The sequence below is a fragment of the Neisseria sicca genome, assembly GCF_003044565.1.
Taxonomy (GTDB): Bacteria; Pseudomonadota; Gammaproteobacteria; order Burkholderiales; family Neisseriaceae; genus Neisseria; species Neisseria sicca_A.
This window is the reverse complement of record NZ_POXG01000002.1, coordinates 70,502-86,647: the sequence shown is the minus strand read 5'-3', so window position 1 is coordinate 86,647 and position 16,146 is coordinate 70,502. Positions and strand designations below refer to the sequence as shown.

Sequence of the window (16,146 nt, the reverse complement as noted above, 5' to 3'; positions counted from 1 at the left end):
AGATCATAAATTGCACAAAAAACAATCAGGCGGCCGCCTGAAATATTTTTTGATAGTGGTCTGTGATCGTGGTCTTTGTATAAAGGTCGTCCTATGTGGACAAAGTTCTTTGTCCTCAAAAGCCAATGTTCTTTGTTCAATATGTACAAACACAGTATTTTCAATCACTTATTTATAACAAAAAAGCGGATTCTGATAATCTAATTGGTATAAAACCACGAAAGCAGGACATAAAAACAGACCGGCATATCCCACTTTGCGCCGAAAAACAGGCAAAACCGCCTTTCAGACGACCTTTCCGGCTTCAAAGGGCGCAAAAAAAGCTGCCGGAGCAGCGTTTGGGCGTGGCGGTGCCAACAGCCTGATGATTACTGTTTTTTGTTGAAAAATTTTTGGAGGTTTTGACGGGCTGAATTGTCAGGATTCCGCTGTCCGCCTGTATCGGGCGGCGGGTCGGCGGATTGTTTGATTTGCGCTTCGTATTCCGCCTTAGCTTTGCGCGTGGCCGCTTCGGACGTCGGTGGCGCAGGGATGTTGGGGGAACGGTCGGATGGATAGAAGCCTGCCCAGCCGTTCAGAATTGATTTCTGCATCACGGCATCGAGGTCGTAGTTTTTGTTTTTTAGGTCTTTAAGCTGTTTGAGCAGGATTTTTTTCTGCTTGATATTGAGGGGCTTGCCTTTTTCGGCGCGCATTTTGAGGAATTCGTTCCAAAGGTCGAGATTAACCCACTTTTCAAGGCGGAAATTGTCGATGTCGAGATGGTAGCGGCTGTCAAACTGCGGTAATGGCTCGCCTTTAACTAGATAGCACAGTTCCAATAAACGCTCTTTGTTGAGCTGCCAGTGCAATCTGCCGTGTACGCCTGCGCGTCGGCATTGGATCACACCTTTGCCCAATAAAAATTTCCGCGCCTTTTCGTAACCACGTCTCGTCAGCCCAAACTCGTTGAACAACTGGGCGGCTGTCTTGTATATCCAGCCATGACGTTTCGGTTCTTTGTCAATCACATCGCTCCACCAAAACAACCCCGACAGCAATGTTGCCGCCTGAATATTGGATCCGCACAAAAGCCCGAACTCGCGGTAAACCACGAAGTCCGTTGTAATGTGATGGCGGATGTCGGAGATAAGCATGATTATTTTGCGGTTTGCACGCTTTTGTGCAATTTCAAAAGTGCAGTTCCCACCTCAAATGAAATAGCCTTTTTACTTTTGCTATTTTGAGTACGGTAATAGTTATTCTTCACTTGAGAAATAAAACCTTGTGAACATCCACAAATCTCTGCTATTTGTCTTTGGGAATAACCTGCATCTTGAATTTCTTGAATGATTTTTGTCCAATCCATAATGTTCCTTTCCATACAATCCACATTCTAATTAGAAAGCTAATTTAGTTCAATAACCAAACTAATTAAACAAAACCATAGACTGTTTGTTTTAAATAGAGCGCAAAGACTATGGAACACATTGGAGACCGTATCCGTATTGCGAGATTGAACCTAGAGCTCAGTCAGTCTGCGTTAGCGAAAAGAGCAAATGTAAGCCAAGGAACAATTGGTCAATTAGAGAGTGGACGAAATCAAAGTTCAGCTAAGATCGTTGAACTGGCTTCGGCATTGAATGTTTCTCCTGAATGGCTACTTTATGGGAAAAATCCTCCTTCAGTATTCCAAAAGCCGGAAAATATCGAAACTTCAGAATCTTATATTACTTCTGAAATAAGTGCTGTTGCACTCAAAAAGGAATTTTTAAAAGCCCAAGGATTTGATGTTGATTATGTAGATTTCATTAGATGTAAAGATGAAAGTATGTCACCAACAATCAGTATTTTTGATGATGTGGCGTTTTCTCGGCTAGACAAAGTCAAACATGAAAATGGGGTGTTCGTTATAAAACGAAGTTCTGGTTTAATCTTCATTCGAAGAACAATTCTTGATTCAACCCAGAAATGGATATATCGCTGTGACAATTTGGACAAAACACGTTTCTCAGATGTGGATGCAATTGAGTCAGATGAAATTCTTGGTAGAGTTATTTGGCGTGGTGGGCTTAACTCCTTTAATTTATAAGATATAAATAATATGAAATAATGATATAAATTACTATCTAATTCAACTATTTTCAGGTCGCCTAATAATTTAAGGCGACTTTTTTTGTAACGATAAATTACTATTCTAATAAAATTTTACACTAAAATATTAGCAAACTATTTACTTGGTTCAATTAGTTTGCTAATATTTGCGTATCGAAGCTCTTTAACAGTTTGGAACGAAGCAACCGGCCTTCGGAGTTATTTCGGCTTAAAAAGTCCGAAACAACAAACGTAGAAAAGGCGATCGAGCCTTTGGGTAAATCGGATAAACGGTTGCGGGCAGCATCAACCTGCCCAAAAAAAATGCCGCGCATCCGGGTAGCCTGATGAGAGGGTCCGGTAACAGGCGGCAAGTTGGACGTATTTTTTAATCGGGACGTAATCCCGATGCAGCAGCGATAATCTGCGGACAAGCTGCAAAATACATTTTGGTTTTTCTTTTCGCCCGCCGTGAGCGGGTATTTATCGGATAAATCCGATAGGGCATAGGCCCAAATGTTCTGACGGCTCTACCCGTCTTTAAACATGTATCCAAATCCAAGCCCACTTCTTGCACAAGTGGGTTTCCGTTTGGGTTCATCCGAAATAATAATAAAGTTTATTATTTCAGATAGTTTATTATTATAGTTCAAAGGTGAAGTTATGACAAATATGACAAAGGATGAAATTAAAGCCCTGCAAATTAAAGCAGCGGAAATCAGTGATCATTTTGAAAAACGCTCGGCGGTTTATGTGCGCTCGGGACAGGAAATTTTTGAGGCGAACCGTGAGAATCATGATGACGCATTCATCGCATCGTGTGTTGCGAATGACTACTGGTGGAAGTTCGAGTCGTATCTGAAGGGCAGTGATCTTTGGAAAGATGCAGAGTCTGATGATATTGATGATGTGGCGGCGGAGTTTGAGGGTAGGTTTGCGGAATTTTTTCGGGAAGGTTGAGAACGATGCCCGTAAAGATGGGAATGACTTTATTACTTAGTCTGTTTTTTGATGATTATGGTTTTCCTAATCTATGGGCGTGGGTAATCTATTTTATTCTTTGTGGTATAACGGTGGCCTGTTTCTGGATATTCTCTTCGGGTAGAAAAAAAGAAGAAGAGGTATTATTCAAATATACTTCGCTTTCTGCAATTTTCTTGTATTTATGCCTATTTGGCTTAGTTTATTCATTAAACCCATATGGATATATACCTGTTAGTGGTACAAATATCCAAAAGGATAACATAAGAAGATGTACGCTCGGAAAAACCATTACCCTTGAAAACATCGAGGATATTATGTTCGATTGCAAAAAACATGATTTGGAAATGGGACTTAAGTCCATAACAAAATAAGCAAGGTTAATTTCAGGTCGTTAGAAGTTTCAGACGACCATTTCTACCGCCTAGCTACACAAAAGGCGGCGGGCAACTCAGCGGCTCGAGAGAAAGGAAGACTGAGCGGTTCCGATACCGTCCGTGTGTGATGTTGTGTGAACAAGCACTTTGCCCGTGAAACAACGATCAGTAACGGGAGGGTAAAAATCGGCGGTATTGGTATTTATCACACCCTGCCGTTTTGAGCGATGCCCTGATAAGGCTGACTACCGGCAATACGTCGGGGAGCAGGTGGAAGCCCTGCAATTAAATTCTGAGGTCGTCTGAAGAAAGTTTTCAGACGACCTTCAATTTATCTAAAAGCGAAAGGAAGCAACATGAAAAAACTCCGCAAGCCCGTCAAACAGATCGTCATCGGGACATATCAAAGCATGAGAGCCGCTGCACAGCAGGTTGACCTGCTGATGAAGGGCAATGGTGATTTATGTGTGAACATTGTCCAAGAAGGAAGAAAGTTCCAAGTTCGGACGGTCGTATGGCAATGAAAAAACCGCTTTCTTACGAAAGCGGCTTTCTCGGAGACTTGGGTAATCTCGTAGGGGTACGCAGATTATCCTTTTTTTCGTCTTTTATTTCAATATGGAAAAGGTATTGTATGAAAAAATACTTGGGTTTGTTGACAGCGGCGTTGCTGGGTGCCGCGCCCGCCGTTTATGCGGATGATGTACTGACAGGAGATACGCGATTGGCGTGTGAGGCGATTTTGTGTCTGTCATCAGGCGACCGTCCAAGCGAGTGTACCGCTTCGATTAAACGGTATTTTTCGATTCGGCATAAAAAGTTGGGGGATACCCTCAAAGCACGTCGGAACTTTTTGAAAATGTGTCCGGCAAGTTCGGAAAACGCTGAAATGGCGGGTTTGACAGACGCGATTGCGGAGGGAGCGGGTCGTTGCGACGCGCAGGAGTTGAACCGCATGATGCGCTATAAGAAGCTGGAAAAGGTTTGCGAACATAAGACCAAATACAGCTTGGGACGTAAATATGTTGTCGAGGACAACTGCCAAACGGTCAAGAAAACCTACATTCGCCCAGACAAGCCGGGTTATTGCAAGGCTTATTTCGATCACGGCTGGACGACGGTAGCCGACAAAGTACGCTACGTCGGCGAAGAACGAAATGGCGGACGCTGGGTTGATGTCCGCTAGATTATCTCGGTTGTTATTTCCTCCTGTGTTCGGGCAAGCCCTTTCCTGATGTCCGACACGCTCTTTCCCTGCGGGCAACTCCTGTCCGCAGGGCTTTTTACAGACCAAAGTCCGTTTGAAAAGCGGGTTTTGATGTGTAAAAAATCCAAACGGCCGCAAAAACGGTATTTTTTTTATAACGAAACGACAATCAGGAAAGGTTGGAACAAATATGCAAGAAGTAAATTTGATAGTTCAAAGTAAAGGCGGATGTGGCAAAACGTTTTGCTGCGCCTCATACGCGCAATATGTGGCGGCAAGGGCTGCTAATCAGGTAGAAGTACACTGCTACGATACCGATACCAGCAACCGTACGTTGAGCCGGTACAAACCGTTGCACGTCCAAGTAATCAACATCCTGACACGGGATAACAACGTTGATATTCGTAATTTTGACGGACTGGTTGAGCAGTTCTTGGAAAAAGACGGTATAGGCATTGTCGATACCGGTTCCAACACTTTTATTCCACTGATGTCGTATATCGCTGAAAACAACATCGCCGAACTGCTACGGGAATCAGGTGTGCGCCTGATTCTTCATGTGCCGATTGAAGGCGGACAGGCGCAAGTAGACTGCATTGAAAGCTTGGGACGGATTTTGAACGACGTCGATGCTGAAGTAATAGTTTGGCTGAACGAGTTCCACGGCGCAGTGGAGAATGGCGGTAAACCGTTCGAACAGTTCGGTGTTTACCAAAAACACAAAGACCGCATCGTCGGTATTGTGCGCGTGGAAAAACGCAATCCCGACACCTACGGGAAAGACATTGAACAGATGACTAAGCTGCATCTGACCTTTGACGAGGTGGATTCCACGGCAGAAATGACCTTTATGCCTAAACAACGTCTGCGGAATGTGAAGCGCGATATTTTCGCGAAACTGGCAAACCTGCCGGTTGCAGTAAACGCTTTGAATGGTGCGGACGATGGAAAATAAGCCCGCCGAAATTGTCGCTGAAGTCTTCCGGCATTCGGGTACGCGGCTGACGGAAGACGATCCTATCGTCGTTATGTTGATGATGCAGGATCAGTCTTTCCGCCAAGCCTTTGACGCATTTGCGAGGCAGCAAACGGAAGAACGGCTGGTCTTCTTGGAAGAACTTTCCGTCCGTGAAGGCAATATTACCGCTGCCGCCGCCAAGCTGGAAAAGTACCGAGAGCAACTGCTGGCAGAGCTGGCGCAGTATGCCAACGGACAGATTGCAGAGGCAGAACAAAAAATCTATGGTTCGGTATCCCAACGTATCGCCCGTGATACGGAAGAAGCCAACGAACGGCTGGTCAAAAGGCTGGAACGACTGGTCGTCTGTACTATGGCGGCAGCTCTGGCAGTGTTGCTGATAGTGGGATGGGTTATTTGGAGAGGAGGTTGATGTGGATGAGAAAAGTTACAAGACCCTGCTTGCAAAGCCGCCAGAAGGAATCGGCGGTTGGCCGTTGGTTTTAATCATCGAATTTAAAGATGCCGTTTACGAGGCAAACATTGCCCTGAGTCGTTCGAGGTCTGCCAACGGCTGGCGGCAAACGTTTGCTGAAAAAGCCGAAAAAGTATGCGGTTTTTACCGACTCCAAAACGAAATAGAAAAAAGGAAGCACCAATGCTGATTGACAAAAAAAATCCCGTCAGTACGGTAAAGATACCTTCCATTGTAATTCCGGCAGAGGAAGATTATCCACATTACCGGCTGATACCGGTGCAGACGGAAGCAGGCAACGATATGTGCCTGCTTTTTTATGTCAATGAAGAATACTATCTGATGCTCGAACCGCGCATCAAACGCTATTTGGCCCTCAGAAAACTGGAACAGTTGACCGAAACTGCGCCGTTTAAAGTTTTCGAAGTGATGCGGGAGGCAGAATGAGCAAAACCTACACCGTGGAAGAGGCAGCAGAATACTGCAAATGCCACGCCGAAACCATCCGACAATACATCCGTAAAGGGATGCTTGAGGCCAGCCGACCTGGCCGCCGTTATTGTATTACCCAAGCCGCACTTGACGTTTTCCTGATGCAAAAAGAAAATGAACAGGTGCAGGCTTCGCTCGAACACAGGAGCAAAGCAAAATGCCGATCTACTTACGAAAAGGCGTTTACTACGTCGATATTAGGACAGAAAGCGGCCGCAGAATTAGACAGTCTGCTGGCACTAAAAACAAACAGGAAGCGCAAAGGCTGCACAATAAATTGACATACGAGTTATGGCAGCACGAGCATTTTGACGAAAAACCGAAACGGCTGTGGGAGGAGGCCGCAGTCAAATGGATTGAAGAGAATGGCAGCAAGAAAAGCATCGGGAACGATTTGTGCAGATTGCGTGGTCTGCCGGAACTGCGCGGGATTTACCTGCATCACTTGACCCGTGATTTCATCATGGATACCGTCGCAAAAAAGAACTGCTCCGACAGCACGAAAAACCGTTATCTTGCGCTGATTCGCGCCATACTGAACAAAGCCGTCAAGGAATGGGGGTGGTTGGAAAGGGCTCCCCATCTGACGCTTTATCGAGAGCCTAAACGGCGGATCCGCTGGCTGACGAAAGATGAGGCAAATAGGTTGATTGCCTCCTTGCCCGACTATATGGCCGAAATGGTCATATTCAGCTTATCCACGGGATTGCGCCAGCGCAATGTTTTGGACTTGGAATGGCAGCAAGTGGATTTGACGGGGAGAACCGCATGGATACATCCTGACGAAAGCAAATCAGGCAAGGCGATAGGTGTTGCCCTGAATGATACGGCCATAGGTGTAATATCAAGGCAGATGGGGAAGCATTCCCGATTTGTCTTTACTTATTCCAATGGACGAAAAGTTCAAAGCATCAGCTCGAGGATTTGGAAAAACGCCTTGGAAAAGGCAGGAATTTCTGATTTCCGCTGGCACGATCTTCGGCACACGTGGGCAAGCTGGCTGGTTCAGTCTGGCGTGCCGTTGTCCGCCTTACAGGAGATGGGTGGTTGGGAAAGCGTTGAGATGGTACGCCGTTACGCACATTTGTCGGCGGAACATCTTCAAGCCCATGCCGAGGTATTGGACGGAATCGGGCTATGTAAAGACACAAATTGGACACAGTGCCGACCCGAAAAAAATGCCAAGCTTACGCAAGTCATTGATTTGATTGGTGGGTCCGGTGGGGTTCGAACCCACGACCAAGGGATTATGAGTCCCCTGCTCTAACCCCTGAGCTACAGACCCGTTCAAGAGTAGGGGCGTATTGTATCATAAATTATTCCGCTTACAAGGTCGTCTGAAAAAGATAATGTGTGTGTTATTGTCGGTCGATTTTATATTGATGAAATATATTGTGAATCGTCTTAATTTTGGTCACTACAGTGCAGCAAACTTGGGTTGTCTGTGATTGGCTGCCTTGATTTGAACCCTGATTTAAGCAGCAGCAGATTGGTTTGCTTGATGGTCTGATTGTAAATTTTTGAAAGAATAAATCTAAAGTTATATTTCGATAGTTTACATTATTGATGACCTAGCATTCTATTTTCAAAAGGATTTTGAAAATATGGTTGGCTGAGTAGGGTGTAACAGGTGCTTGAAGATTGGGAAACAGGGTTGGGCGGTCGGTTATTTTGACTGGTTTGGGGCGGGGTTTTCACTTACAATCAAACAAGGTTTACGTATGGCAACATTTCTCCGTTCAATGTCAGGATGGGTCGCAGGTGTTTTCTGTTTGACTTCTCGGCATTGTGCGGGCGTGTTTGTTCGGGCTTTTGTCTGTAAGAAAAACAAGGAAAAACAATGCGCCGCTTACCAATTTTATCCCTCATCTTATTCCCTACTTTGTCGCACGCTGCTGATTTTGACGGCGCGTCGCTCAGTCTGTTTTGGGGTGCGCCGTTTGCGTTGATTCTTTTGTCTATTGCGTTGGGGCCGCTCTTTTTCGCACATACTTGGCACCACCATTTCGGCAAGATTACGGCGTTTTGGACACTGCTGTTTTTGGTTCCGTTCGCCGTTGTGTTCGGTTTCGGGGCGGGTGTGCATACGGTTGCCCATGCGTTGGTTGAGGAATATATCCCCTTTATCCTGCTGCTTTTGGCTTTGTACACGATTTCGGGCGGGATTTTGGTTTGGGGTAAGCTGCACGGTACGCCCGCGCTGAATACCGGGTTGTTGGCGGCGGGTACGGTGATGGCTTCCTTTATGGGAACGACCGGTGCGGCGATGCTTATGATTCGTCCGCTGCTGAAAGCAAATCATTACCGCAAGAAAAAAGTACATATCGTTGTATTCTTTATTTTTTTAGTGGCAAATATCGGCGGTGGACTGACGCCGTTGGGTGATCCTCCGCTGTTTTTGGGCTTCTTGAAGGGCGTGGATTTCATGTGGACGGTGAAACACATGTTGATGCCCGTATTGATCAGTACGGTGGTGCTGTTGCTGGTGTTTTATATTATCGACAGCCGCTATCACGCGAGTGAAACTACTGTGGAACAGATTCAGCAGGAAGAGGAAGTCGAGGAAGATTTACGGATTTCCGGTAAATGGAACTTCCTGCTGCTGGCGGGCGTGGTCGGTGCGGTTTTGCTGTCCGGCTTGTGGAAGCCCAATCATCCGGGATTTGAAATTTTTGGCAGCCACTATGCTTTGCAAAACTTGGTCCGCGATGTGATTTTGCTGGTGTTGACCATTGTTTCGCTGCTGATTACGCCCAAGCAGGTCAGGGCGGGCAATGAATTCAATTTCGACCCGATTGCCGAAGTGGGCAAACTGTTTTTGGGTATTTTCATTACGATTTCCCCTGTTTTGGCGATTTTGAAGGCAGGCGAGGCGGGTGCACTGGGTGCGGTGGTGTCGTTGGTGCATGACGCCGCAGGCAATCCGATTAATACGATGTATTTCTGGATGAGCGGTTTGTTGTCCGCCTTTTTGGATAATGCGCCGACTTATTTGGTGTTCTTCAATATGGCGGGCGGTGATGCTCAGGCTCTGATGACGGGGCATTTGTTCCATTCGCTGCTGGCTATATCCATGGGTTCGGTGTTTATGGGCGCGCTCACTTATATCGGTAATGCGCCGAACTTTATGGTTAAAGCGATTGCCGAGCAGCGCGGTATTCCAATGCCGACTTTCTTTGGTTATATGATGTGGTCGGTAGGGATATTGATTCCGCTGTTTATACTGCATACGCTGATTTTCTTTGTTTGGCAGTTGTTCTGATACTTGCTTGTCCTCAAAAGGTCGTCTGAAAACCTGATTCTTGTGATTCGGTTTTCAGACGACCTTTTTGTATTCTGCCGCTTGTTTTGAAGAGATTAATTTTTGGCATCAATATGTTGTGCTTTTATTGAAGGCTTATTTCGTACGAGACATGGGGTAGAAGGCTGGAAAAAATCTGCGTAAATCTGACATAAAGCGGGCTGTTCCTGCTAAAATCAAACACTTTACAGTTTTCATTTGATTGTTGTTTTCCGTAAGTAAGGCTTTACTTTCAGACGACCTCTCCCACGCTTTCCAGTTTCAAACGTCGTCTGAAAAGTTGGATCATTTTATTCTGTTTAACTCATCACAAGTAATGCAAACCTATGATTAAAATCAAAAAAGGCCTAGACCTGCCCATCGCGGGCAGACCGGAGCAAGCCGTTTACGACGGTCCGGCCATTACCGAAGTCGCGTTGCTTGGCGAAGAATATGCCGGTATGCGCCCCTCGATGAAAGTCAAGGAAGGCGATGCCGTCAAAAAAGGCCAAGTGCTGTTTGAAGACAAGAAAAATCCGGGCGTGGTGTTTACTGCGCCGGCTTCCGGCAAAATCGCTGCGATTCACCGCGGCGAAAAGCGCGTGCTTCAGTCGGTCGTGATTGCCGTTGAGGGCGATGACGAAATCGAGTTCGAACGCTATGCGCCCGATGCGTTGGCAAACTTAAGCGGCGAAGAAGTGCGCCGCAATCTGATTCAATCCGGTTTGTGGACTGCGCTGCGTACCCGTCCGTTCAGCAAAATTCCTGCCGTCGATGCTGAGCCGTTCGCCATTTTCGTCAATGCGATGGACACCAATCCGCTGGCGGCAGACCCTGTGGTCGTGATCAAAGAAGCCGTCGAGGATTTCAGACGAGGTTTGCTGGTGTTGAGCTGTCTGACCGAACGCAAAATCCATGTTTGTAAGGCAGCCGGTGCGGACGTGCCGTCTGAAAACGCCGCCAACATTGAAACACACGAATTCGGCGGCCCGCATCCTGCGGGTTTGAGCGGCACGCACATTCATTTCATCGAGCCTGTCGGCGCGAATAAAACCGTTTGGACAATCAATTATCAAGACGTGATTGCCATCGGACGTTTGTTCGTAACAGGTCGTCTGAACGCCGAGCGCGTGGTTGCTTTGGGCGGCCCGCAAGTCAACAAACCGCGCCTCTTGCGTACCGTTTTGGGTGCGAAGGTGTCACAAATTACCGCCGGTGAATTGGTTGCCGCGGACAACCGCGTGATTTCCGGTTCGGTATTGAACGGCGCAATTGCACAAGGCGCGCATGATTATTTGGGACGCTACCACAATCAGATTTCCGTTATCGAAGAAGGCCGCAGCAAAGAGCTGTTCGGCTGGGTTGCGCCGCAGCCGGACAAATACTCGATTACGCGTACGACCCTCGGTCATTTCCTGAAAAACAAACTCTTCAAGTTCACGACAGCCGTCAACGGCGGCGACCGCGCCATGGTGCCTATCGGTACTTACGAGCGCGTGATGCCACTGGACATCCTGCCTACCTTGCTTTTGCGCGATTTAATCGTCGGCGATACCGACAGCGCGCAGGCTTTGGGTTGCTTGGAATTGGACGAAGAAGACCTCGCTTTGTGCAGCTTCGTCTGCCCGGGTAAATACGAATACGGCCCGCTGTTGCGCAAGGTGCTGGAAACCATTGAGAAGGAAGGCTGATTATGGGCTTGAAACATTTTCTGGAAAAAATCGAACCGCACTTCCTGCCGGGCGGCAAACATGAAAAATGGTATGCCCTCTATGAAGCTGCGGCGACGATTTTCTACACATCCGGCGCGGTAACGCGCAAAGCGGCACACGTCCGCGACGCGCTCGACTCCAAACGCATGATGATTTTGGTATGGCTGGCTTTGTTCCCCGCCATGTTCTTCGGTATGTACAACGTCGGCGCACAGGCATTCGGCGCGCTGACGCCCGATTTGCTGCAACAAAACATCGCCAACGACTGGCACTACGCCCTTGCCAACGCTTTGGGCATCAATATGTCGTCTGAAGCGGGCGTGTTGGGCAAAATGCTGTTCGGCGCGATTTACTTCCTGCCGATTTACGCGACCGTATTTGCCGTCGGCGGTTTCTGGGAAGTTTTGTTCGCCACCGTGCGTAAACACGAAATCAACGAAGGTTTCTTCGTTACTTCGATTTTGTTCTCCTTAATCGTTCCGCCTACGCTGCCGCTGTGGCAGGCTGCCTTGGGTATTACCTTCGGCGTGGTGGTTGCGAAAGAGGTATTCGGCGGTACGGGTAAAAACTTTATGAACCCTGCGCTGGCAGGCCGTGCCTTCTTATTCTTCGCCTATCCCGCCAATATTACCGGCGACACCGTTTGGACGGCAGTTGACGGCTATTCCGGCGCAACCGCGTTGGCTCAATGGGCGGCACACGGTTCGGAAGGCCTGAAAAATGCTGTTACCAATCAATCCATCACTTGGATGGATGCGTTTATCGGTAACGTGCCAGGTTCCATCGGCGAAGTATCCACTTTGGCGCTTTTAATCGGCGGCGCGTTTATCGTGTTTGCCCGCATCGCTTCTTGGCGCATTATTGCCGGCGTGATGATCGGTATGATTGCCATGTCTTCGCTGTTTAACGTCATCGGTTCAGACACTAACCCGATGTTCAGCATGCCTTGGTACTGGCATCTGGTCGTCGGCGGCTTCGCCATCGGTATGTTGTTTATGGCGACCGACCCCGTTTCCGCTTCCTTTACCAATGTCGGCAAATGGTGGTACGGAGCGCTAATCGGCGTGATGTGCGTGTTAATCCGTGTGGTCAATCCGGCTTACCCTGAAGGCATGATGTTGGCGATTCTGTTTGCCAACCTGTTTGCCCCGATTTTCGACTATTTCGTCGCACAAGCGAACATCAAACGCAGAAAGGCGCGCAGCAATGGCTAAGAAATTCGATAAAGACAGCTTCAGCGGCACGCTGATTGTGGTGTTGGCGGTCAGCCTGATTTGCTCGGTCATCGTGGCGGGCGCGGTTGTCGGCTTGAAACCGGTGCAGGAAAAACAAAAGGTTCAGGATAAACAAAGCTACATCCTGAGCGTTGCCGGTTTGCTCGATAAAAATACCGACATCAGCAAAACCTTTACCGACCGCATCGAACAACGCGTGGTCGATTTGGCGACCGGCGAATATGTGAAAGACGCGCCGAAAGACTTCAGCGCGCGTGTTGCCGCCAAAGATCCCGCGCAAAGCATCCAAATCAAACCTGAAGACGATTTGGCAGGCATCAAGAGCCGCGCCAAATACACCGAAGTTTATTTGGTAAAAGGTGATGACGGCAAAGTCAGCCAAATCATCCTGCCTATGCACGGTAACGGTCTGTGGTCGGTCATGTACGGCTTCGTCGCCATCCAACCTGATGGCAATACCATCAACGGCATTACCTACTACGACCAAGGCGAGACTCCAGGCTTGGGCGGCGAAATCGGCAATCCGTTGTGGCAACAAAAATTCGTCGGCAAAAAACTCTTTGACGAACAAGGCAAACTTGCCCTGCACGTCGGCAAAGGCGCAGGTTCAGATAAAGAACACGGCGTAGATGCACTCTCCGGCGCATCGCTGACTTCCAAAGGCGTGCAAGGTTCGTTCGATTACTGGTTCGGCGAAAACGGCTATATCCCCTACCTGAACAAATTGAAATCAGCAGGAGCACAATAATGGCTGATATGAAACGCTTGAAATATTTAATGTTTTCACCCTTTATCGACAACAACCCGATTGCCTTGCAGGTTTTGGGTATTTGTTCGGCGCTGGCGGTTACCACCAAACTTCAGACGGCCATCGTGATGGGTATTTCCGTCAGTTTGGTAACCGGTTTTTCCAGCTTCTTCATCTCGCTGGTGCGCAATTACATTCCGAACAGCATCCGCATTATCGTGCAGATGGCGATTGTCGCGTCGCTGGTTACGCTGGTTGACCAATTATTGCAGGCCTATGCCTACGAATTGTCCAAACAGCTTTCCGTATTTGTCGGTCTGATTATTACCAACTGTATCGTGATGGGTCGTGCCGAAGCCTTCGCCATGAAAGAGCCGCCGCTGGAAAGCTTGGTGGACGGTATCGGTCAGGGCGCGGGTTACGGTATGTTGCTGATTATTATCGCCAGCATCCGTGAATTGATCGGTTCGGGCAAACTCTTTGGGTACACCATTTTCCAAACCGTACAGGACGGCGGCTGGTATCAAACCAACGGCCTCTTCCTGCTGGCACCGAGCGCGTTCTTCATCATCGGCTTTTTGATTTGGGGTTTGCGTACTTGGAAACCCGAACAGGCGGAGAAATAAGACATGGAACACTACTTAAGCCTTTTTGTGAAATCCGTCTTTATTGAAAACATGGCGCTGTCCTTCTTCTTGGGCATGTGTACTTTTCTGGCGGTATCGAAAAAAGTATCCACCGCATTCGGCTTGGGCGTTGCCGTTACTTTCGTACTCGGTCTGTCCGTCCCTGCCAACCAGCTCGTTTACTCGCTGCTCAAAGATGGCGCGATTGTCGAAGGCGTGGATTTGACCTTCCTGAAATTCATCACCTTCATCGGCGTGATTGCAGCTTTGGTGCAGATTTTGGAAATGTTCTTGGACAAATTCTTCCCTGCCCTCTATAACGCACTGGGTATTTACCTGCCGCTGATTACCGTAAACTGCGCGATTTTCGGTGCCGTTTCGTTTATGGCGCAACGCGAATACAACTTCGGCGAATCCGTCGTGTACGGCTTCGGCGCCGGTTTAGGCTGGATGTTGGCAATTGTCGCTTTGGCGGGCATTACCGAAAAAATGAAATATTCGGACGCTCCCAAAGGCCTCAAAGGACTGGGCATCACCTTTATCTCCGCCGGCCTGATGGCGATGGCGTTTATGTCGTTCTCCGGCATCCAGTTATAAGAAAGGATTCGGCATGGAAATTATTTTAGGTATCGTGATGTTTACCGTCATCGTCTTGGCTTTGGCACTGATGATTCTGTTTGCCAAATCCAAGCTGGTGAGCGAAGGCGACATCACCATCAAAGTCAATGATGAAAAAGAGCTGACTATGCCCGCTGGCGGCAAACTGTTGGGCGCGCTTGCCAGCCAAGGCATCTTCGTACCCTCCGCCTGCGGTGGCGGTGGTTCGTGCGGACAATGCCGCGTTGTCGTGAAAAGCGGCGGCGGCGACATTCTGCCGACCGAGTTGTCCCATATCAGCAAACGCGAAGCACGAGAAGGCTGCCGTCTGTCTTGTCAGGTCAACGTCAAAACCGACATGGACATCGAAGTCCCTGAAGAAGTGTTCGGCGTGAAAAAATGGGAATGCACCGTCATCTCCAATGACAACAAAGCCACGTTCATTAAAGAACTCAAGCTTGCCATTCCCGAAGGCGAGGAAGTTCCCTTCCGCGCCGGCGGCTACATCCAAATCGAAGCTCCGCCGCACACCGTTGCCTACAAAGACTTCGACATTCCTAAGGAATATCACGAAGACTGGGACAAATATAATCTGTGGCAATACGTTTCCAAAGTGGACGAGCCGATTTTGCGCGCCTACTCCATGGCTTCATACCCTGAAGAAAAAGGCATCATCATGCTGAACGTGCGTATCGCCACGCCGCCTCCGCGCGTACCCGATGCGCCTCCGGGACAAATGTCGTCTTACATTTGGTCGCTCAAACCCGGCGACAAAGTAACCATCTCCGGTCCGTTCGGCGAATTCTTCGCCAAAGACACCGATGCTGAAATGGTATTCATCGGAGGCGGTGCAGGTATGGCTCCGATGCGCTCCCACATTTTCGACCAGCTGAAACGTTTGAACTCCAAACGCAAAATCACCTTCTGGTACGGCGCACGCTCCAAACGCGAAATGTTCTATGTCGAAGACTTCGACCAACTCGCAGCGGAATTCCCGAACTTCACATGGCACGTCGCCCTGTCTGACCCGCTGCCGGAAGACAACTGGGACGGCTACACAGGCTTCATCCACAACGTGGTTTACGAAAACCACCTGAAAAACCACGAAGCACCGGAAGACTGCGAATTCTATATGTGCGGCCCGCCGATCATGAACCAGTCCGTCATCAAAATGCTCAAAGACTTGGGTGTGGAAGATGAAAACATCCTCTTGGATGACTTCGGCGGTTAAAATTTTACCTCAAATGCAAAAGGAAGAAACCTCGGTTTCTTCCTTTTTTTGTGGATGTGAATTGAAATAGAAGCAGGGGATTTTGTTGCCATTAAGTATTATAGGGATGGCGAGGGAGGCGGTTTTCTCATTGTGCCCACTATATATTTCAGTC

Annotated in this window: 21 protein-coding genes, 1 tRNA gene and 1 pseudogene; 19 read left to right on the top strand and 4 right to left on the bottom strand. The window is 48.1% G+C overall.

What is annotated here, in order from left to right; translation table 11 throughout:
• The first annotated feature begins 95 nt into the window (after positions 1-95).
• Positions 96-365: a hypothetical protein gene (locus tag DBZ16_RS04980; RefSeq protein WP_036528893.1), complete on the top strand. Its 270-nt coding sequence runs from the start codon at positions 96-98 to the stop codon at positions 363-365.
• A gap of 3 nt (positions 366-368) precedes the next feature.
• On the opposite strand, the gene DBZ16_RS04975 is transcribed toward DBZ16_RS04980, so the two are convergent.
• On the bottom strand, positions 369-1,136 hold the full coding sequence (locus DBZ16_RS04975; RefSeq protein WP_009311182.1) for a hypothetical protein: 768 nt from the start codon (positions 1,134-1,136) through the stop codon (positions 369-371).
• 2 nt (positions 1,137-1,138) lie between these two features.
• Positions 1,139-1,348: a helix-turn-helix domain-containing protein gene (locus tag DBZ16_RS04970; protein ID WP_009311183.1), complete on the bottom strand. Its 210-nt coding sequence runs from the start codon at positions 1,346-1,348 to the stop codon at positions 1,139-1,141.
• Positions 1,349-1,459: 111 nt separating this feature from the next.
• Here DBZ16_RS04970 and DBZ16_RS04965 point away from each other — a divergent pair, with 111 nt between their 5' ends.
• Positions 1,460-2,071, top strand: coding sequence for a helix-turn-helix domain-containing protein (locus DBZ16_RS04965; protein ID WP_009311184.1), 612 nt, complete (start codon positions 1,460-1,462; stop codon positions 2,069-2,071).
• A 154-nt stretch (positions 2,072-2,225) separates the two neighbouring features.
• Here DBZ16_RS04965 and DBZ16_RS04960 read toward each other — a convergent pair whose 3' ends face one another.
• Entirely contained in the window at positions 2,226-2,408 is a 183-nt protein-coding gene (locus DBZ16_RS04960; protein ID WP_107813178.1) for a hypothetical protein, read from the bottom strand.
• Positions 2,409-2,736: 328 nt separating this feature from the next.
• Here DBZ16_RS04960 and DBZ16_RS04955 point away from each other — a divergent pair, with 328 nt between their 5' ends.
• From DBZ16_RS04955 to DBZ16_RS16615, 10 genes and pseudogenes are all read left to right on the top strand, one after another.
• On the top strand, positions 2,737-3,033 hold the full coding sequence (locus DBZ16_RS04955) for a hypothetical protein (RefSeq protein ID WP_009311185.1): 297 nt from the start codon (positions 2,737-2,739) through the stop codon (positions 3,031-3,033).
• Between the two features lie 23 nt (positions 3,034-3,056).
• Positions 3,057-3,428 (top strand): hypothetical protein, encoded by a 372-nt coding sequence (locus tag DBZ16_RS04950; protein ID WP_232203764.1) that lies wholly within the window; start codon positions 3,057-3,059, stop codon positions 3,426-3,428.
• A 359-nt stretch (positions 3,429-3,787) separates the two neighbouring features.
• Positions 3,788-3,955, top strand: coding sequence for a hypothetical protein (locus DBZ16_RS15370; protein ID WP_009311186.1), 168 nt, complete (start codon positions 3,788-3,790; stop codon positions 3,953-3,955).
• A gap of 110 nt (positions 3,956-4,065) precedes the next feature.
• Positions 4,066-4,617, top strand: coding sequence for a TrbM/KikA/MpfK family conjugal transfer protein (locus DBZ16_RS04945; RefSeq protein WP_009311187.1), 552 nt, complete (start codon positions 4,066-4,068; stop codon positions 4,615-4,617).
• 211 nt (positions 4,618-4,828) lie between these two features.
• A complete protein-coding gene (locus DBZ16_RS04940; protein WP_009311188.1) occupies positions 4,829-5,593 on the top strand; it encodes a conjugal transfer protein TraL in 765 nt (254 codons plus the stop codon).
• Positions 5,583-6,029: a hypothetical protein gene (locus DBZ16_RS04935; RefSeq protein ID WP_009311189.1), complete on the top strand. Its 447-nt coding sequence runs from the start codon at positions 5,583-5,585 to the stop codon at positions 6,027-6,029. The genes DBZ16_RS04940 and DBZ16_RS04935 overlap by 11 nt, the downstream gene beginning before the upstream one ends.
• A gap of 1 nt (position 6,030) precedes the next feature.
• Positions 6,031-6,261: a hypothetical protein gene (locus DBZ16_RS04930; RefSeq protein ID WP_107813177.1), complete on the top strand. Its 231-nt coding sequence runs from the start codon at positions 6,031-6,033 to the stop codon at positions 6,259-6,261.
• On the top strand, positions 6,255-6,518 hold the full coding sequence (locus tag DBZ16_RS04925) for a hypothetical protein (RefSeq protein WP_049224457.1): 264 nt from the start codon (positions 6,255-6,257) through the stop codon (positions 6,516-6,518). Before DBZ16_RS04930 ends, DBZ16_RS04925 begins: the two co-directional genes overlap by 7 nt.
• A complete protein-coding gene (locus DBZ16_RS04920; RefSeq protein ID WP_070603262.1) occupies positions 6,515-6,844 on the top strand; it encodes an excisionase family DNA-binding protein in 330 nt (109 codons plus the stop codon). Before DBZ16_RS04925 ends, DBZ16_RS04920 begins: the two co-directional genes overlap by 4 nt.
• A pseudogene (locus tag DBZ16_RS16615) lies at positions 6,727-7,695 on the top strand (tyrosine-type recombinase/integrase); the annotation flags it as partial. The gene DBZ16_RS04920 and the pseudogene DBZ16_RS16615, both read left to right, overlap by 118 nt.
• Before the next feature lie 77 nt (positions 7,696-7,772).
• On the opposite strand, the gene DBZ16_RS04910 reads toward DBZ16_RS16615, so the two are convergent.
• Positions 7,773-7,848: transfer RNA gene (locus tag DBZ16_RS04910), tRNA-Ile, on the bottom strand.
• Positions 7,849-8,403: 555 nt separating this feature from the next.
• Here DBZ16_RS04910 and DBZ16_RS04900 point away from each other — a divergent pair.
• The 7 genes from DBZ16_RS04900 to nqrF all read left to right on the top strand — a co-directional run bounded on the left by DBZ16_RS04900 (position 8,404) and on the right by nqrF (position 15,992).
• A complete protein-coding gene (locus DBZ16_RS04900) occupies positions 8,404-9,825 on the top strand; it encodes a sodium:proton antiporter (protein ID WP_107813176.1) in 1,422 nt (473 codons plus the stop codon).
• A gap of 365 nt (positions 9,826-10,190) precedes the next feature.
• On the top strand, positions 10,191-11,534 hold the full coding sequence (locus DBZ16_RS04895; protein WP_107813175.1) for a Na(+)-translocating NADH-quinone reductase subunit A: 1,344 nt from the start codon (positions 10,191-10,193) through the stop codon (positions 11,532-11,534).
• A gap of 2 nt (positions 11,535-11,536) precedes the next feature.
• Positions 11,537-12,769, top strand: coding sequence for an NADH:ubiquinone reductase (Na(+)-transporting) subunit B (locus DBZ16_RS04890; protein ID WP_107813174.1), 1,233 nt, complete (start codon positions 11,537-11,539; stop codon positions 12,767-12,769).
• The gene (locus tag DBZ16_RS04885) at positions 12,762-13,538 is read left to right on the top strand and encodes a Na(+)-translocating NADH-quinone reductase subunit C (protein ID WP_107813173.1); all 777 of its coding nucleotides are present in this window, start codon (positions 12,762-12,764) and stop codon (positions 13,536-13,538) included. Before DBZ16_RS04890 ends, DBZ16_RS04885 begins: the two co-directional genes overlap by 8 nt.
• Entirely contained in the window at positions 13,538-14,164 is a 627-nt protein-coding gene (locus tag DBZ16_RS04880; protein WP_107813172.1) for an NADH:ubiquinone reductase (Na(+)-transporting) subunit D, read from the top strand. Before DBZ16_RS04885 ends, DBZ16_RS04880 begins: the two co-directional genes overlap by 1 nt.
• A gap of 3 nt (positions 14,165-14,167) precedes the next feature.
• Positions 14,168-14,761 carry an NADH:ubiquinone reductase (Na(+)-transporting) subunit E gene (nqrE, locus tag DBZ16_RS04875; RefSeq protein ID WP_003741087.1) on the top strand — a complete coding sequence of 198 codons (594 nt, stop codon included), beginning with the start codon at positions 14,168-14,170 and terminating at the stop codon, positions 14,759-14,761.
• Between the two features lie 13 nt (positions 14,762-14,774).
• Entirely contained in the window at positions 14,775-15,992 is a 1,218-nt protein-coding gene (gene nqrF, locus DBZ16_RS04870) for an NADH:ubiquinone reductase (Na(+)-transporting) subunit F (RefSeq protein WP_003741084.1), read from the top strand.
• Positions 15,993-16,146: the final 154 nt, after the last annotated feature.

Coding starts and splice junctions, on each gene's coding strand:
- DBZ16_RS04975 (WP_009311182.1), bottom strand. CDS start 1,136: ATGCTTATCTCCGACATCCGCCATCACATTACAACGGACTTCGTGGTT.
- DBZ16_RS04970 (WP_009311183.1), bottom strand. CDS start 1,348: ATGGATTGGACAAAAATCATTCAAGAAATTCAAGATGCAGGTTATTCC.
- DBZ16_RS04965 (WP_009311184.1), top strand. CDS start 1,460: ATGGAACACATTGGAGACCGTATCCGTATTGCGAGATTGAACCTAGAG.
- DBZ16_RS04960 (WP_107813178.1), bottom strand. CDS start 2,408: ATGCGCGGCATTTTTTTTGGGCAGGTTGATGCTGCCCGCAACCGTTTA.
- DBZ16_RS04955 (WP_009311185.1), top strand. CDS start 2,737: ATGACAAATATGACAAAGGATGAAATTAAAGCCCTGCAAATTAAAGCA.
- DBZ16_RS04950 (WP_232203764.1), top strand. CDS start 3,057: ATGACTTTATTACTTAGTCTGTTTTTTGATGATTATGGTTTTCCTAAT.
- DBZ16_RS15370 (WP_009311186.1), top strand. CDS start 3,788: ATGAAAAAACTCCGCAAGCCCGTCAAACAGATCGTCATCGGGACATAT.
- DBZ16_RS04945 (WP_009311187.1), top strand. CDS start 4,066: ATGAAAAAATACTTGGGTTTGTTGACAGCGGCGTTGCTGGGTGCCGCG.
- DBZ16_RS04940 (WP_009311188.1), top strand. CDS start 4,829: ATGCAAGAAGTAAATTTGATAGTTCAAAGTAAAGGCGGATGTGGCAAA.
- DBZ16_RS04935 (WP_009311189.1), top strand. CDS start 5,583: ATGGAAAATAAGCCCGCCGAAATTGTCGCTGAAGTCTTCCGGCATTCG.
- DBZ16_RS04925 (WP_049224457.1), top strand. CDS start 6,255: ATGCTGATTGACAAAAAAAATCCCGTCAGTACGGTAAAGATACCTTCC.
- DBZ16_RS04920 (WP_070603262.1), top strand. CDS start 6,515: ATGAGCAAAACCTACACCGTGGAAGAGGCAGCAGAATACTGCAAATGC.
- DBZ16_RS04900 (WP_107813176.1), top strand. CDS start 8,404: ATGCGCCGCTTACCAATTTTATCCCTCATCTTATTCCCTACTTTGTCG.
- DBZ16_RS04895 (WP_107813175.1), top strand. CDS start 10,191: ATGATTAAAATCAAAAAAGGCCTAGACCTGCCCATCGCGGGCAGACCG.
- DBZ16_RS04890 (WP_107813174.1), top strand. CDS start 11,537: ATGGGCTTGAAACATTTTCTGGAAAAAATCGAACCGCACTTCCTGCCG.
- DBZ16_RS04885 (WP_107813173.1), top strand. CDS start 12,762: ATGGCTAAGAAATTCGATAAAGACAGCTTCAGCGGCACGCTGATTGTG.
- DBZ16_RS04880 (WP_107813172.1), top strand. CDS start 13,538: ATGGCTGATATGAAACGCTTGAAATATTTAATGTTTTCACCCTTTATC.
- nqrE (WP_003741087.1), top strand. CDS start 14,168: ATGGAACACTACTTAAGCCTTTTTGTGAAATCCGTCTTTATTGAAAAC.
- nqrF (WP_003741084.1), top strand. CDS start 14,775: ATGGAAATTATTTTAGGTATCGTGATGTTTACCGTCATCGTCTTGGCT.